The sequence below is a fragment of the Streptomyces sp. JLYT201 genome (genome assembly GCF_059448825.1).
On record NZ_CM182551.1, the window covers coordinates 2,524,349 to 2,539,049 of the forward strand.

The 14,701-nt window shown below is 69.1% G+C and carries 14 protein-coding genes; 6 read left to right on the forward strand and 8 right to left on the reverse strand.

Annotated elements, in window-relative coordinates:
* Positions 1–298 precede the first annotated feature (298 nt).
* From AC5WAM_RS10015 to AC5WAM_RS10025, 3 genes are all read right to left on the reverse strand, one after another.
* The gene (locus tag AC5WAM_RS10015; protein ID WP_495522363.1) at positions 299–2,227 is read right to left on the reverse strand and encodes a tetratricopeptide repeat protein; all 1,929 of its coding nucleotides are present in this window, start codon (positions 2,225–2,227) and stop codon (positions 299–301) included.
* Positions 2,228–3,847: 1,620 nt separating this feature from the next.
* Positions 3,848–4,189 (reverse strand): hypothetical protein, encoded by a 342-nt coding sequence (locus tag AC5WAM_RS10020; protein WP_495522364.1) that lies wholly within the window; start codon positions 4,187–4,189, stop codon positions 3,848–3,850.
* A 15-nt stretch (positions 4,190–4,204) separates the two neighbouring features.
* On the reverse strand, positions 4,205–4,501 hold the full coding sequence (locus tag AC5WAM_RS10025) for a DUF6907 domain-containing protein (protein WP_495522365.1): 297 nt from the start codon (positions 4,499–4,501) through the stop codon (positions 4,205–4,207).
* A 328-nt stretch (positions 4,502–4,829) separates the two neighbouring features.
* Here AC5WAM_RS10025 and AC5WAM_RS10030 point away from each other — a divergent pair, with 328 nt between their 5' ends.
* Together AC5WAM_RS10030 and AC5WAM_RS10035 are read left to right on the forward strand one after the other, a co-directional pair.
* Positions 4,830–6,062, forward strand: coding sequence for a hypothetical protein (locus AC5WAM_RS10030; RefSeq protein WP_495522366.1), 1,233 nt, complete (start codon positions 4,830–4,832; stop codon positions 6,060–6,062).
* Positions 6,034–6,822, forward strand: a complete 789-nt coding sequence (locus tag AC5WAM_RS10035) for a hypothetical protein (protein ID WP_495522367.1) — start codon at positions 6,034–6,036, stop codon at positions 6,820–6,822. The genes AC5WAM_RS10030 and AC5WAM_RS10035 overlap by 29 nt, the downstream gene beginning before the upstream one ends.
* A gap of 16 nt (positions 6,823–6,838) precedes the next feature.
* Here the strand turns inward: AC5WAM_RS10035 and AC5WAM_RS10040 are convergent, their stop codons facing one another.
* The gene (locus AC5WAM_RS10040; RefSeq protein ID WP_495522368.1) at positions 6,839–8,161 is read right to left on the reverse strand and encodes a 7-cyano-7-deazaguanine synthase; all 1,323 of its coding nucleotides are present in this window, start codon (positions 8,159–8,161) and stop codon (positions 6,839–6,841) included.
* Entirely contained in the window at positions 8,158–8,946 is a 789-nt protein-coding gene (locus tag AC5WAM_RS10045; RefSeq protein WP_495522369.1) for a hypothetical protein, read from the reverse strand. Before AC5WAM_RS10045 ends, AC5WAM_RS10040 begins: the two co-directional genes overlap by 4 nt.
* Positions 8,947–9,303: 357 nt before the next feature.
* Between AC5WAM_RS10045 and AC5WAM_RS10050 the strand changes: the two genes are divergently transcribed.
* The 4 genes from AC5WAM_RS10050 to AC5WAM_RS10065 all read left to right on the forward strand — a co-directional run bounded on the left by AC5WAM_RS10050 (position 9,304) and on the right by AC5WAM_RS10065 (position 11,411).
* Complete coding sequence (locus AC5WAM_RS10050; protein ID WP_495522370.1) at positions 9,304–10,077, forward strand: HAD hydrolase family protein; 774 nt, start codon at positions 9,304–9,306, stop codon at positions 10,075–10,077.
* 127 nt (positions 10,078–10,204) lie between these two features.
* On the forward strand, positions 10,205–10,330 hold the full coding sequence (locus AC5WAM_RS10055; RefSeq protein ID WP_495522371.1) for a hypothetical protein: 126 nt from the start codon (positions 10,205–10,207) through the stop codon (positions 10,328–10,330).
* Positions 10,327–10,965: a LysE family translocator gene (locus AC5WAM_RS10060; RefSeq protein ID WP_495522372.1), complete on the forward strand. Its 639-nt coding sequence runs from the start codon at positions 10,327–10,329 to the stop codon at positions 10,963–10,965. Before AC5WAM_RS10055 ends, AC5WAM_RS10060 begins: the two co-directional genes overlap by 4 nt.
* 50 nt (positions 10,966–11,015) lie before the next feature.
* Positions 11,016–11,411: a TOBE domain-containing protein gene (locus AC5WAM_RS10065; RefSeq protein WP_366792018.1), complete on the forward strand. Its 396-nt coding sequence runs from the start codon at positions 11,016–11,018 to the stop codon at positions 11,409–11,411.
* Between the two features lie 56 nt (positions 11,412–11,467).
* Here the strand turns inward: AC5WAM_RS10065 and AC5WAM_RS10070 are convergent, their stop codons facing one another.
* The 3 genes from AC5WAM_RS10070 to AC5WAM_RS10080 form a co-directional block, all read right to left on the reverse strand.
* Complete coding sequence (locus AC5WAM_RS10070; protein WP_495522373.1) at positions 11,468–12,088, reverse strand: class I SAM-dependent methyltransferase; 621 nt, start codon at positions 12,086–12,088, stop codon at positions 11,468–11,470.
* 60 nt (positions 12,089–12,148) lie between these two features.
* Complete coding sequence (locus AC5WAM_RS10075) at positions 12,149–13,531, reverse strand: DUF5825 family protein (protein WP_495522374.1); 1,383 nt, start codon at positions 13,529–13,531, stop codon at positions 12,149–12,151.
* A 694-nt stretch (positions 13,532–14,225) separates the two neighbouring features.
* Positions 14,226–14,363, reverse strand: coding sequence for a hypothetical protein (locus AC5WAM_RS10080; RefSeq protein ID WP_495522375.1), 138 nt, complete (start codon positions 14,361–14,363; stop codon positions 14,226–14,228).
* Between the last annotated feature and the right edge of the window lie 338 nt (positions 14,364–14,701).

Below are 14,701 nucleotides of genomic sequence, written 5' to 3' on the forward strand. Positions count from 1 at the left end.
ATCACGCACCAGCCAGTACCCTCCCTGACCAGGCGTCCCTCGGACCGTGAAGGACCGTCCGGACCCACCCGGACGGTCCCCTCCAGGACTCTTAATCCATTGGTTGTGGGTTCGAGTCCCGCACGGCCTACACATGGGCCTCTTGAACCCGGTCGCTGGGAGCGGAGCCAAGGGGCTTTGGTGTCTGAGGGGCCAGCAGGCTGGACTCACATGTCCGAACTACCTTCGCGACCAGGATGTCGCCGTTCTCCAGGCTGCCATCGCGGCTTGTGCGACGGCCGATCACCAGCGCCACAGGTCACCACGGGGCTGCTGTCTGGCCACCGGGTTCGATGCCGTAGGCGTGTAGTCGGTCGGCCTCGGCGGGCCGCCCCATCATCCTGAGCAGATACTCCAGGTTCACCGGAGGATTGGCCGAATAGCCCGTCTCCAGTGCTCGCCGCTCCAAGTTCTCGGCTTCTGGCAGGCGACCGGCTTCCTGGAAGGTCTGCGCCCTCGACGCCATCGCAGCTCCATCGCCTGCTTCGACCAAGCGGTGCTCCCAACGCTCCACTTCGCGATGGTTCTTGGACAGCCACATCAGCCGGATCAGGTGGCGCGTGGCAGCCAAGTCCCCTGCTTCGGCGGCCGGGAGCCACAGAGTCACAGCTTCGTCGGTGCGGCCGTCGGCGCACAGGAACTCGGAGAGTACCTCCCGTGCCGCCCGGCTACCTGTGGAGCAGGCTCGCCGTAACCCGCTCTCCACGTCTCTGATCAGGGTGATGTCTCCTCCGTTTCGCTTGCACAGCTCTTCGATGACCTCGGTGTCGCCCGCCGCAATGGCGCGTGCGACGATTCGGTATGCGTCTTCGGTATTGCCGTGGCGGAACAGCAGGTTCTGGAGACCGAAGACGGCCCTGGTCGATCCCGCATCAATCGCTCGCTGCCACCACGCCGCAGCTGCACATGGATCTGCTGCAGCCTCCAGAGCGCGGGCCAGCTCGACCATGGCTCCCGTGTCGTTCAAGGTCGCGCGGGGACGCCATATCTCAACTGCCTCATCAGCGCGCCCGGAATCTGTTAGCAGGCGAGAAAGCCGATGTGCGGCCCACCACTCGCCCGCGCCGACGGCACTACGCCACCAGTGCTCGGCGTCGCGGCCCAGACCACGGGTCTCCAATGACTCCGCTAAATGCCGCATCGCTTGCGGGTGGCCCGCCTCTGCTGCCCTCTGCCACCATCTTTCAGCCGCTGCGACATCCCCATCACGGGCCAGCACACAGGCCAGGCCGTTCTGGGCGGCAGCGTCACCATTTGCTGCGGCCCGTCTCCACACCTCCTTCGCCTTGTCCATCTGGCGCTCCCGCTCCCAGTGCCTGGAGAGGTGCTCCATCTCCTCGGTATCGCCCGTCTCAGCTGCCGCGCTACGAAAGGCGAGGGCCTCCTCGACGCGGCCCTGATCCTCGAGATTGCGCATGATGAGATACGACGCGATGCCGCGTCCCTGGGCTGCGGCAGGGCGGCAGAAGAGATGCATGTACCGGTAGTAGCCGCGACTTTGTGCGGCCATACCGAGGCGCTCCAGGTCGTCTGCATCTTCGGCTGCGGCGAGCAGCGCGTCCCATACTTCGACGGGCACGATCACCTGGGAGCGGGCGGACCGGGCGTGTTCCTCCAGGCTGTCGGCGAGCTGAAAGCCGTCGGCAGGTCCGACGCCTGGGGAGGTGCGGAGTGGGGTCAGTGGAGCGACGGCGCCCTTGACCTCGGTCGTGGCGTAGCGGAGCGCGCCAGCGTACCAGTCACGGGGCGGATTCGCCCTGGATTGCTCGTCGAGGTACCCGCCAGCGGCATGCTCCAGGAACCCGGACGTGAACAGAGCGCGATACCCGAGCCTGCGGGCATCCATCGCCGCAGTAAGCAGTGCCTTGCAGTAGGGGTCGGCATCGGCATAGCGCCGCAGGAGATGCGGCGTTGCTGCCAGGAATTGCGGCAACTTCCTTGTGCTGGAACACGATTCCACGGCCAAGGCAAGCGTCCGTTGTTCCCTGGCACGGTCCCACTCCATGGCCGAGAACTGAGGCGGTACGTCCACGCGAACCGCCCTGACCAGCAGTTCACGCACAGCTGGTGTGCCCTGGTGAGGCTCGACATCGTTACCGGCGTGGGTCTGCCAGTCTTCCGGCCAGAGCGTCCCGATGGCTACGACCCGATGCTCGCTCGCTAGAAGTCGGCGCAGAGCTACGGCCACGGCCGGTCCGTTACCGCCCTCAAGGAAGTTCCGCAGCTCATCGATCCACAGGACTGTTCGAGGGCTAGGGTCCCCCTCGATCCACCGTAGGAGTGCGCCCGCGTCAGCAGGGGCGAAGAGCTCCCAGTCCCCCAATCGCCGACGGGCCATCTCTGCTGCGGAACGCGTCTTTCCAGTCGTGGACTTTCCGACCAGGACGACGAGGCGGTTCACCGGATGTTCCGGATCCAACGCGTCCCACAGTTTCGTACGGTCGTAGTCACGCGGCACGTAGAGCGGTAGCGCCGATCCAAGAGGCGCCAGCAGACACTCGGGTTCCGTCTCAACGCCTCGGTGAACCCCCAGTTGCAGTAAGAGATCCGCCTCTGCCATCAACGTACGGCGGGGAGAGACGGGGATGCGCTGCGTCGGCGGTTGACGGAGGCCCGGGGCTTGTATGGCGGCCATGCGCCACCGCTCCCAGGTATCCGTGTCCAACAACCCCTCGGTTGTTGTATGTGGGTTCACATTCCGCCGTCGCGCAATGTCGATCAGAACCGAGACCACAGCGGTGCACAAGGCCGATTCCGTCGGGACGTTCTTTCCAGTCCTCCACGCACTGATCCGCCGCTTGTCCGGTAACCGCTTGGGAACCTGGCCAGCCACTCTTGCCTGCCGAGTGATACGGCGCGCCGCATCATGAGCAACGTCTTCCAGCCGTTGCGGCCTGGCCAGTCCTAATAGCTCGTTCAGCCGCTCAGCGAACCATTCCCGCGGTTCTGGCTCAGGCGTCACTTGCGTTCCTCTCCCCGCCCCCGTTCAGGGCTCCGTGTGGTCCTGAGCGGTCCGGTCCGGACCACCGACCTTAGTCCGCTCACCTGCATCGTCCGGCGCGGACGATGAAATCGGATCGCCATGCGGGGACATGGGGGTGCCTACTCGGAGCCCTCACCACACGGTCCGGTCGGCACCGGACCCCGACGAACGGACTTCTATGGCTCCTCACTCAGGTTCCCGAGGCGGCGGACCCACTCGGCCCACCCTGGACGCGCTCGTCCTCCTGGCGCTGCTGACCACTACCGTCGTGCTGGTCGCCGTGGCCGGAGCGGGGCCGGTTGCCCTGGGTGCGGCTGGAACGTTCGTCGCGGGTTGTTTCGCAATGTGGCTTAAAGGCCGGGGCGGGCCGGAGAGATGACATCATGATCTCTAGCTAGTGATCTTGAACGTAGGCAAGGGAATCGGCCGTTGTGGCTGACTTCTTAATCCACCGGCGGCAGCGTTGTTCTCCGCAGTCTCCTGCTCCAGGTTGTGGGGCCGAATCGACGGACGGCGTCTCGGGAGCCGTTCGGGAGCCGACCCGCTCCCCGGGCCCGCCCGGCACCGCGCAAGGCTGCTTGAGAGAACGCCCCTGACCTGCATAAATGTCAAATTTCCAGGTGCCAATCACGCCCGAACCTCATTCGGGGCGAAGAGGTCGTGGGTTCAGGTAGCCCACGAGGCAGTGCATCAGCAGATGCACCGCCCCTGGCTCGCTCTTGGGTCCTTCTGCGGAATCATTCCCACCATCAGGCCGCAGCGTGCAACGCGGCTTTGGCCTTAGCCTTCTTGTCGCCCATCACGTAGGGAGAGAGAGCCCCCTTCCTACAGCGCCTTGCAACGCTTTTCGAAGACGTCCACCAGCAGGTCCCTTACGGTCTCCTCCCGAAGGTCAGGGGCGAGATCGGCAGACACACAGAGCCATGCCCACCCTTCCGCGCCAGCATCGCCCAAGGCGTAGCCGCTCGATTGCGAGTCGAGGTTCGAGTCCTCTGCGACCTTCGCCCTCATGTCCGCGAGGACCGCGTCCAGAGTGGGCAATGCGTCAGGAGTCGCACACTCCTCCCCCATCGCGATCAATTTGCCGAGGGCCCTCCTGAGCCGCCTGGCCTCAGGAAGGGACATCCGCCCGTACGTTCCACCGCGATCTTCGTTGATGATGGTCACCTGTGACGTGCGGATTTAGGGCGCCTGCTCAAGGATCACCTGGAGCTCGCCAGGTAGAACGCGGTCGTCGAACTGCTTCTCCGGGTTGTGACGGCTCAGCTCGACGAGGTGCTCCTCGCCGAAGTGATAGCGATCCGCAAGCACATCAGCACCGTGGTCGTCGGCGCGAAGCCTGCACCAGGCCGGGCATGGTGCAGTGATCTCCACGAGACTTCCGGGGCAGGGATGTTGGCCCGCGGCGCGTTGCCGTACGTCGTCGTCAGGGCGAGCGGGAACGTCCGCTTCTCCCGCTCCGGCTCCGGCCCGCCCCACGCCAATTCGACCTCAACAGCCGGGTACCTGTGGTCCTCCAGCCCCTTGGTCCAGCGCACCGACTTGGTGCGCATTCGGCTTCGAGCGTGGCGATGTAGTCACGCTGGACGCTCGCCGAGATGTCCCTCAGGCCCACCAGGGCGATGCTCTGTCGTCCGCGAGAGGCAACGGGGTAGGTCTGCGGAACCGGCGCTTCGCGCAGTTCCCGGTCGCGCTGTCTGCTCTCGGGGTGCAACAGGCGATCGCCGTCATAGATCAGCGCTGGGGCCACGAGTGTCAGTGGCATGGTCCAGCATGGGGAGTCCAACTACACCGAGCTGGGGGTTCCATGACCAGTGACGAGGCGCGTTCCGGGCTCCCCATCGCGTTCCTGCACGTCATCGCTGCGGAGGCCGCCCCGGGCTCTCCTCCCATCCGCATGGCAGTAGAAAAGGCGCGGGAGTTGCCCGCAGGCAGCGATCGCGACGATCTTCTGCTGGCGCTGCTGCTTGGTGCTCTCAGCGACTCAGCTCCGGAGTGGATGCTCCAGGCCGCTGTGGACGGTGACTTGCAGAAGGAGACCCCGTCATACCTGGGCCCTTCCATGCGTCTGGCCGCTGCGGCGCTCGAGCACCCCTCCTGTACGGACATGCTCCGCGAGGACGCGCTGAGGCGCTGCTCCGTACCGCAGCTCGGTATCCTCGGCCGCGAACGATGTAGCGAGGTACTAGCTCGCATGATCGTGGCCGAGCTCCAGGGGCGCGGGCCTCACGGGCAGCCCATGACGCCGGAGCTCCTGAAGGAGCCCAGTGCCGCGCAGCTGATCCTTCGCGAGGCCGAGCTGCACGATGCCGTGTTCTTCGCCGCACTGGACCTCCTCCCGGAGCGTCCGCGTCCCAGCCAGATCGACCGGTCCGAAGCGGACGGCGTCACGGGGTGGTTCGACAAGTACATGGCTGCCAGGGACGCTTGGGAGTCCATGTGGGAGCACGTGGTGACGCGTCACACTCGGCGCCACCGGCAACTGGTCACGTGGGCCGAAGACGGCATGGCCAGCCGTGTCATTCGTAGGCACTTGCTCGGCACCGTTCCGTGGGACGTCGAGCCCTCCTTGCTGGAGGAGGTCGCCGACGACGACCTGGCGAGGTTCACCACCAGCGAGTTGATCACGCGGATGAGTCGGCTGGTGAGGGACGGCGTGGCCGAGCAGGAGGTGCGCTCCCGTTTCGCCGACGAACTCGACGCGCTGGGATCCAAGAACCGTCGACACGTCGACAGCATCTTCGACGACTCCACCGACGAGCTGGACTACGGTCTCCGTGCCGCTGTCTCCTGGGTTGAAGCGGCAGCGGACAGTACCTGGCGGTACATCCTGGCCCCTGCGGAAGCGAAGCCTCGTTACGGCGAACCGCATACCTGGCTCGCGTCGGACGAGTTGCTCGCCTCGCTCGGCCAACGCTTCGCGGCCACCGCGGTCAAGGCCCTACGGCTCTGGGAGCCCGAGTCGGAGCCGAGTCGCCCCACCCCCCCGGGACCTGCGCTGGGTGCACGCCATGCTGTTGCACCTTCCGCACGTATCTGAGGAGGTCAAAGGCCAAGCCCGGGCCGTGGTTCGCCACATCCGTCCGCGCCCCCGCGACCGGTGGGAACTCCACGACTTCGCCGAGCAACGTGACGGTGAACAGCTCACCGAGATACACGCCGCCATCGAACGGATCCTGGGCGATCCCGCCACGGCAGCACGCAAGTGGGCGCTCGGAGATCCCGAGCAGGTCACCGTTGCTGACTTGAGCCGCGCTTCCGCAGAAGTGCTGCTCGATTACCTGGACCGCCACACAGGCAATGACACCCTCGTCGAGAAGGCCCTGCTCTCCTTCGCCTCGTACGCGTACCGGCCGGAGCTCTCCTTCTCGGATGTCTTGGCACGCCATTCCACGCCGGAGACAGCGCTCCTCCAGATCACCACGAACCTGCGCAAGCACCTTGGCGGAGGCCCGCCTCTCCGGGAGACATGGGCCCGGCAAGTGCTGGCGTTGCAGGACTGCACACCGGAACTCATACGCGCCCTTCCCGCATGGACGGCCCTGACGGTCGGAGGCGACCGGTACAGCAATGTCCGCAAAGCCGTCGCCGCGGTCGTGCTGTCCGCGCTCGGCGACAGCGACGAAGCGTGGGCCCGCTTCGCCAGCAGTCCGGCCTCATACGCCGGTCCCACCGCTTGGCTACGGCTCGGTGACGTCCTCGACGCCGCCGCACACGGCACCGGGTGGCCGAAGCCGCCCGGTGCCAAATGGACCCAAAGGCCTTCGTCCGACAGGCAGCGCGTGCCCACAGCCAACTGAGTCCTGCTTGCGCTGCCTACGCCGCATCCGCGGCCTCAGCCGCATCCGCGACCCGAAGCAGCCGGGCCAGTTCCTCCCGCCCGCGCCTGATCAAGTCGAACGCCACCGCCGGGTCCATGTCCGGCGGCAGCGGGGTATCGGTGAGGACGTCCGTAAGGGTGTATCGGCCGAACAGCCACCGCTGCAGTGCGCGCCAGTCTGTGCTCCGGTCCAGGGGTAGGTCGTCCGCCCACGGCAATGCCTCGTACCGCGTGGCGTCGGTGCCGTTGGCGTGGAGTAGTCCGGAGCGGCGCACGAGACACGGGAAGCAAACGCCGCAGTTGGCGATGGGAGGGCCGCCGCTGCGGCGGGCGGGCGGCTTGCCGCAGCTCAGGGTCGACTCCAGGTCGGACGGGGCAAGGCCCGCATCACGTCCGGCCTTGCACACCTCGCCTTTCGTGAGCTGCGCCAAGGGGTTGACCACCTGTACCGGGCTTCCGGCATCAGCCACGGCAGTGACCAAAGCGTTCAGACTGCCCAGCGTCCGCGGGTGCACGGAACGGGTGGAGCAGGCTGCCGAACGCGCGGGCGTCAGCGGTGGATTGAAGGCGAGCTGGCCGTTCTCGGGGATGTGGACGATGCCCACTCCGTGTGCGGCAGCGGCGCGGATCGCGCCCGCCGCGTACAGCAGACCGCGGGTTCGGGAAGAGGTTTCCAGTCGCAGCCCGGAACCGTCGCCCGCCGGGGTCTGACTCATCGGCAGCAGCATCACCGGCCGATGGCCGCCTAGTCGCTCGACGGCCTTGTACACCCGCTGCTGGAGACGCAGCATGCCGATCTCGCGGAACATCACGAGCAGCAGCGGTCGGGGGTCATCGGCCCAAGAGCGAGTGGCGGCCCAGCTGAGGGAGTCCAGCCCACCGGAGAAAAGCGCTACTTCGGAGGCACGCGGGTCCTCGCGGGAAACCATCGCCTCCTCGATGTAGTGACCGGCGAGAGGTCGGAAGTCCACATTCCAGATGTCCCCGGTGAGGATCTGGAGGAGTGTGGTGACGTGGGTACGGGCGGCTGCGCTCTGCCACCGCTCGTGCTCCGTGACGGGCACGGCGAGACCGATGCGGCGGGTCCACCGGTCCCGTACGCCGGCCCGACGTACGTACTTGTCCGCGATGAACGCGGCCCTGGCGACGCGGAACAAGTCGTCGGCCCAGTCGGGGACACGCCCAGGCAGATGGTGTCGGCCGGTGATGCGGCGCTCATCCTCCTGGAAGGCTTCCTCGCCGATCTCCGTCCAACGCTCATGACGAGACCGGTCTCCTCGGCGGCCACGCCACCACAGAAGATGGTCGGAACCGGTCATGCCGCGGCTCCCTCCTCTCGGTCCATCTCCTCAGTGATCAGGCCGAGCGCCTTTCCGACCGCCCGCGGTACGAGCGCTTCAGCGAGCTTGGGCAGCGCGGCCGACGGATCCTGAGCAGCGTCCGCCATCGACTGCGCGGCGTCCCCGGCCTGTGCGAGATCCGATGCTTCCGCTGACTCCTCGCAGGGATTCGGCACCAGACGCACCACCTTCGCCGCGACCCAGTCGGCGATCCTGCCTTCCGGGTCGGTCGCGATCAGCACCGGGACGGCCAGCTTGACGTGTTCGGCGACGACAGACCGGAGGAACTCCCCCACCATGTCGGCGAAGAACACCTGATAGAGATCGCACAGGATGTCCCAGGCGAAGCCGCCGCCCGCGTGGCCAACGCCCATGGCGTCATCGAACTCGGGATGGCTGGCCCGGACATCGCTTACCGCAGCGGCCAGCCCTCTGCGCACCGCGGCATCTGCGAGTGTGCCCCCGTCTCCCCCTACCTCCGAGACGAGACGTGCGACGAGCGCGTCCGCCGACTCCACTCCCTCGGCGGCCAGGGAGCCCAGCGTCCCGGCGAGCCGCTCACCGGCCGCACAGGCGGTGTCGTACAACCCGAAAGCCGACCGATCCGCACGGAGCGTCTCGTGCAGGGCACGCAGATGGTCTGCGGCGATCTCCTCCAGCCGCTGGTCCGCGTGGCGCGAGTCCTCCCGCCAGCGCGCCAGCCGCCTCGCAGCGGAACTCCACTGGCCGCCGTTCGGTCCCTTCCATCGCGTGGATGTCCCCACGTCGCCCCCAACGATGGTGTCCCAACCCGCACTTCATCCATGGCATCAGACCGGACAATCCCCAGGTAGGGCGGGACTCAGCCAGGGCGGCAAGGCCCAGACCCGCAGCCCGCCGGGCCACGCGTATCACCCTCTGTGGCATATGCACCTTACGGGCATGACCAGACGTAGCGTTGGGTCACAGGCATTGCGCAGGCCCTGGTGCAGGGCGAGTCGGAGGCTGGCGGGATTGGACGCCCCCTTCGCGATCAGGCTGATGTATGTGAGCCCGTACTTCACCGTCAAGCGGCGGCACCGGCTGGAGCGGCGAGCCCAGGTGGTGGGGTGCTCGCGGGAGCGGGTGGTTAGCATGCGGGCATGATCATTCCCTGTGCTCGGACGACGGTTTTCGACATCGACGGGACCCTGTGCTTTGACGGGCGGGTCATCGATGACCGCGTTCTGGCCGCCATTGAGGCGTGTGAACGCGCGGGTCACCAGCTGGTCTTCGCCTCCGCGCGGCCGGTGCGCGATCTGCTGCCCGTGCTCGGTGGGGCCTTTCCCTCCGCTCTGCTGATCGGGGGGAACGGCAGCCTCGTGTCGGTCGGGGGGCAGGTGACCGCGCGGGCCGCCTTCCGGCGTGCGGAGCTTGAGCGGCTGTTGGTGGAGGTCGAGCGTCACCAGGGTGGCTATCTCGCCGACGGGCCCTGGGACTACGCCTACACCGGTCCGGCCGACCACCCGATCCGCGGCCGCGTCGACCAGGGCGGTCTCGCCCGGGGCGTGGAGCTCGCGGAGCTTCCCGAAGTCGTGAAGTTCCTCGTCGTCACCGCGAGCGATATGACGGCCCTGGCCGAGGCGTGCCGTGCGCTCGGCATGAGCGTCAACCATCACCTCGACGAGGCGATCATCGACCTTGCCCCGGGCCGGACCACGAAGTGGGAGGCCCTCGCCTCGCTGGGCATCGACGAGTACAACGCGTTCGGCAACGACATCAACGACCTCGACCTGCTGCGCCACGCCCGGCACGCGGTCCGCGTGGGTGCCCACGCCGACCTGGACGGCGTCGCCCACGTCACCGTCGCCGCGGAGCCGGAGGCCGTCGCCGCCGAGATCTCCCGGCTGGCCGCGGCGACGCCCGCCGCCGTCTGAGTCGTCTGAGTCGTCTGACGCCCTTCAGCCCGATCTTCCCGATTTTCCCGGTCTGTCCGGTCTTTTCGGATGTCGGCCGGACCTCAGTGTGTTCATACCTTGCAGATGCGAGTAGGAGGAGTACGTGATGCAGGCAGTTGACGAGGACGCGGCCGAAGAGCGCGGCCCCGTGGCGCCGGGCAGAGGTGAGCGCGGGGCGCAGGCCCAGTCGTGCGTCACGCCCGGGAACACCACCGCGCTGGACCTCGCGTGAGCACGGCGATCCTCGGCTTCGCGCTGTTCGCCCTCGTCGTGACGGTCGTCCCGGGGCCCGACCTGCTGCTCGTGCTGCGCAACACCCTGCGCGGCGGGCGGCGCGCGGGCGCGGCGACCGCGACCGGCGCCGCGATCGGCTCCCTGGCCTGGGCCGTCGCGGCGGCCTGCGGGCTCGCGGCGGCACTCGCCCGCTGGGACGCCGCCTTCATGGTCGTACGGCTCGTGGGCGCCGCCTACCTCCTGTTCCTCGGCGCCCAGGCGCTGTGGGCCCTGCGCGCGGGGAGCCCGGAGCAGCGTGCGTCACCGACGCCCGGGGGCGCGCCGATCGGGTCGCGACAGGCGTTCCGGCAGGGCCTGTTGAGCTGTCTGCTCAATCCGAAGGTGGGCGTCTTCTTCGTCGCCGTCGTTCCCCAGTTCCTGCCCGAAGGCCACTCGGTGCTCGTCCTCACGCTGCTGTACGGCCTGGTCGACGCGGTGATCGCCGCGGGCTGGCTGCTCCTGGTCGTCCTCGCGGCGAACCGGCTCGTGGCGTGGTTGCGCAGGCCCCGGGTGTCCCGGGCCCTGGAGGGCACCGCGGGCGGCGCGCTGCTGACGCTGGGCACGGTCACGGCCGTCGAGGCCGCGCGGGCCTGACCGCCGCGGCCCCGGCAGGGCCGCGGCGCGGGGGCCTAACCTTGACGACCATGCAGTCATACACGATCGGTCAGGCGGCACGGATGCTCGGCGTCAGTCCGGACACCGCACGCCGGTGGGCGGACGCGGGCCGGGTGGCGACCCACCGCGACGAGGGCGGCAAGCGGCTCATCGACGGGAAGGACCTGGCCGCCTTCTCCGTGGAGCTCGCCCAGGGCGGCAGCGGCGAGGAGGAGGCTTCCCACACCTCGGTCCGCAACGCCTTCCCGGGCATCGTCACCGCGATCAAGCTGGGCGACGTGGCGGCCCAGGTCGAGATCCAGGCCGGGCCGCACCGGCTGGTGTCGCTGCTGACGCGGGAGGCCGTGGAGGAGCTGGGCCTGGAGGTGGGCATGACGGCCACCGCCCGGGTGAAGTCCACGAACGTGCACGTCGACCGCGTCTAGGGCGTCGGCGTACCGGTGTGCGGCAGGGGCCGGGCCGCGCGCCCGCGGGAAGGGCCTCAGCTCCGGCTCCTCCGCAGCACGGCGTATCGCACGGGCCAGTCCGTCACGCCCGGCTGTCGGCCGAAGTCGGCGATCCTGAGGTCGAGCACGGCGAACCACGGGGCCACCGCGTCGCGGAAGGTCTCCTCGGTGATCCCGGACGGTCCACCGGACTGGTCCAGGGCGTCCTCCTCGCTGAGCGCGGCGGCCCCGGCGTGGACCCACAGGCCGCCGGGCCCGCACGTCCGTGCCGTCGCCGCGGCGAACGCGCGCCGCTCGTGGTCCGTGGGACGGGTGTGCAGCACACCACGGTCGAGGACCACCGGGTACGGGTCCACCGGCGCGGGGCCCGTGACGTCACGGACTTCGTAGCGCACCGGCGAACCTGTCGGCGTGCGGCGGTGGGCCTCCTCCATCGCCCGGGCCGAGAAGTCGCAGGCCGTCACGGCATAGCCGCGGGCGGCGAGCCGGCGCGCGGTGGTGCCGAGCCCGCAGCCGACGTCCAGGACGCGGGCCGGGGGCGGAGCGTGCTGGGCGAGGAGTTCACCGAGCACGGGCGGCGGCTCCTCGTCCCATGGGGCGGCCACGGCCTCGTACGTGCGGTCCCATGCGGCCGCGTTGAGGGAGCGCGGCGGCAAGGCCTCGCAGGGTGCATGGTTCTCGGTTCCTCTCCGTACGGTGGTCCGGTGTGCCCGCTGTCACCCCACGACCGGCCGGCGGGTGATGCGGGAGGGCAGCCACCACAGCAGGGAGCCGACCCGGTGCACGAGGCCCGATGTCAGGAACGCCTCGATCTCCCGTGGCCGGAAGTCGCAGGCAAGGGCGCCGTCCAGGAGTGACGCCAGCTTCTCCTTGTTCACCTTGCGCATGAGGACGCGCCGCTGTGCTCCGTGGCGCAGGTCGGTGACTTCGACGAAGCCCACGCCACGCCGGTAGCCGCACTTGTTCATGTGGAACGTGGTGCGCCACTGGTCGAGGACGGCGTCGCCGTCGGGACCGGCCACCGAACGCGGCGGGTACAGATGGCTGAACAGCCGCCACGCTCCCCTCTCGCCGCCGAGGCCGAGATCCCAGTCGACGGAGAGACCGTGTCCCGTCAGCTCCCGTACGTGGGTGAGCCCGCGGACCGCCCTCCGGTCGCTTCCGCTCCCGCCGTCGAGGACCACGGGCCCGGGGAGGGCGACGTGCTGGGTGCCCCGCGCGACCAGCTCCGCCACGGTGCGCACAGCGGTGTCCTCGTACGGCGCCTCGCCCATGAAGATGCCGTCCCTCGCGCGCGTCTCCTCGTCGCGTTCCCGCCAGCACCGGAGCGCCGTCGCCGCGCCCGGCTCCGGGCCGGGGCCGGCCGGGCCGTCGAGCAGTGCGGGCACCAGCGCCGGGCCGCCGCGGGTCACCCAGCGCACGAGGTCCTGGTTGGCGGCGTACGGTACGACGTGCACGCTCTGGCCGCCGTCCTCGAAGAGCAGGCCCAGCGCGCGCCAGCGGGACAGCAGGTCCGCCACGTCCTCCGCGTCGACGTCGTGCTCGTCCGCCCGGAGCTTCTTCAGCAGGACGCCGTCGGCGCACGGCTGTTCCAGAAGCCGGAACGCGGCCGTCTCCCAGGGTTCCTCGATCCGCAGGGTCCTCCAGGCGAAGCCGGGCCGGGTGTTGGTCAGGACGAGGGAGTCGGTGAGGTCGCACTGCGTGAGGCGCCCCCGGGGGAACTCGTGGCGCCAGGTCTCGATCACCTTCTCCAGGCGCTCCGCCTGCGTGGCGGAGATCCCCCGGTGCGCCGCGTCGAAGACATAGGCCATGGCGAGGATGTTGTCCGCCACGGCGACGTTGAGCACGCGGTAGCGCTCCGTCATCGCGAGGAGTTCGTCGACGAAACGGTCCGGGCTCTTGCTGCGGAACTCCATGAACGAACCGTTGAGCCCGTAGAAGGCGCAGGGGTGCTTCTGCCCCCACCAGCAGCCGCGTGAGCTCTCCACCACCAGGTGGGGCTCGGTCATGGCTCCGGCGCGGGAGGCCGCGTGCTGCGCGAAGTAGTCCGTGCAGTCCGGTGTGACCAGCGCCGACGCCGACAGCGGGGCCGCGCTCATGGGATTGGCGCGCGGTGCCGTCCGCGTCGCGCCAGCACAGCCCGGGGATGTCCGCGGGGCTCGACCCGTCGCGGAGGCAGGCGAGGAGCCGAGGGAACGGCACCTCTCCCTCACCGCGGTTGACGTAGTCGACGAACGGGAAGCCGCGGTGCAGCGCGGCGCCCTGCGGGCCGTCGCAGTTGCCGCCGCCGAGCACCACGCACACCTCGGGCGTGGTCTTCTTGATGAGCCTGGCCGCGGCGAGCGCGGCGCTGTTCTGCGCAAACGTCGTGGAGAAGCCGACGACGTCGGGCCGGTCGGCGAGAATGCGGCCGACGAGCGAGGGGATGCACGCGGGGGCGAGGGCGTGCAGGTGGCGCCCCTTGGCCAGCATGTCCCACGGCACCGCCCCCCACGCCACGAGGTCCGCGAACTCGTCGTTGCGCCACTGCGGATCGTCGTGCAGCGCGGAGGAGAAGATCCACTCGCTGCAGCCGGTGAAGTAGGAGTCCCAGCAGAAGGTGTACTCGTCCCGCGTCGGACCGGCCCGCTCGGTGATCCAGTCGAGGTGGTCCAGATGGGCGTGCACGACGTCGACGCGGCTGTCCGGGAACGCGTCCGTGACCCGTCGCTTGAGGATTCCCAGGGCCAGGGAAGGGAAGTCGATCGAGGCCCAGGGCATGATGACCAGGGTGATGTGCACCGTGTGACTCCTTCAGCGTGACGGACGCGGGGCCGGTGGCGGTTCGTCGCACGGGACGCCGGCGTCCGCGGCGGCGAGCCTGCCGAGCAGGGAGCGGCCCCGCGCGCCGGTCGCGGCCAGGAGCCCGTCCGGCGCGGCACTTCGGGTCACGTGGTCCTCCGGCAGCGCGTACACCTGGTCCCGAAGGGCACTATCGCGCCATGGCCATGCGCTGAGTGACCACGAGGGGCGGCGGCCATCACCCCGGTTCCCGCCTCCACTTCCAGCCAACCGGGAGCTTCCGCCGCCGTGACATCGGGCGGCCGGGAACTTCGCCGGACGCCGAGCGGTGCCCCCGCGGCGAGCCGCGAGGAGCCGGGCGCGGAGCCGTCGTCGCTGGCCAGACCCGGGGGCGCACGACATCACGCGTCCTTGCGCGCTCCGTGTCGCGGCGGCGGCTTCCCGCCTCTCCTGGCCTTCTCGTCAGGACCGCAATTGCGCGGCCGTGC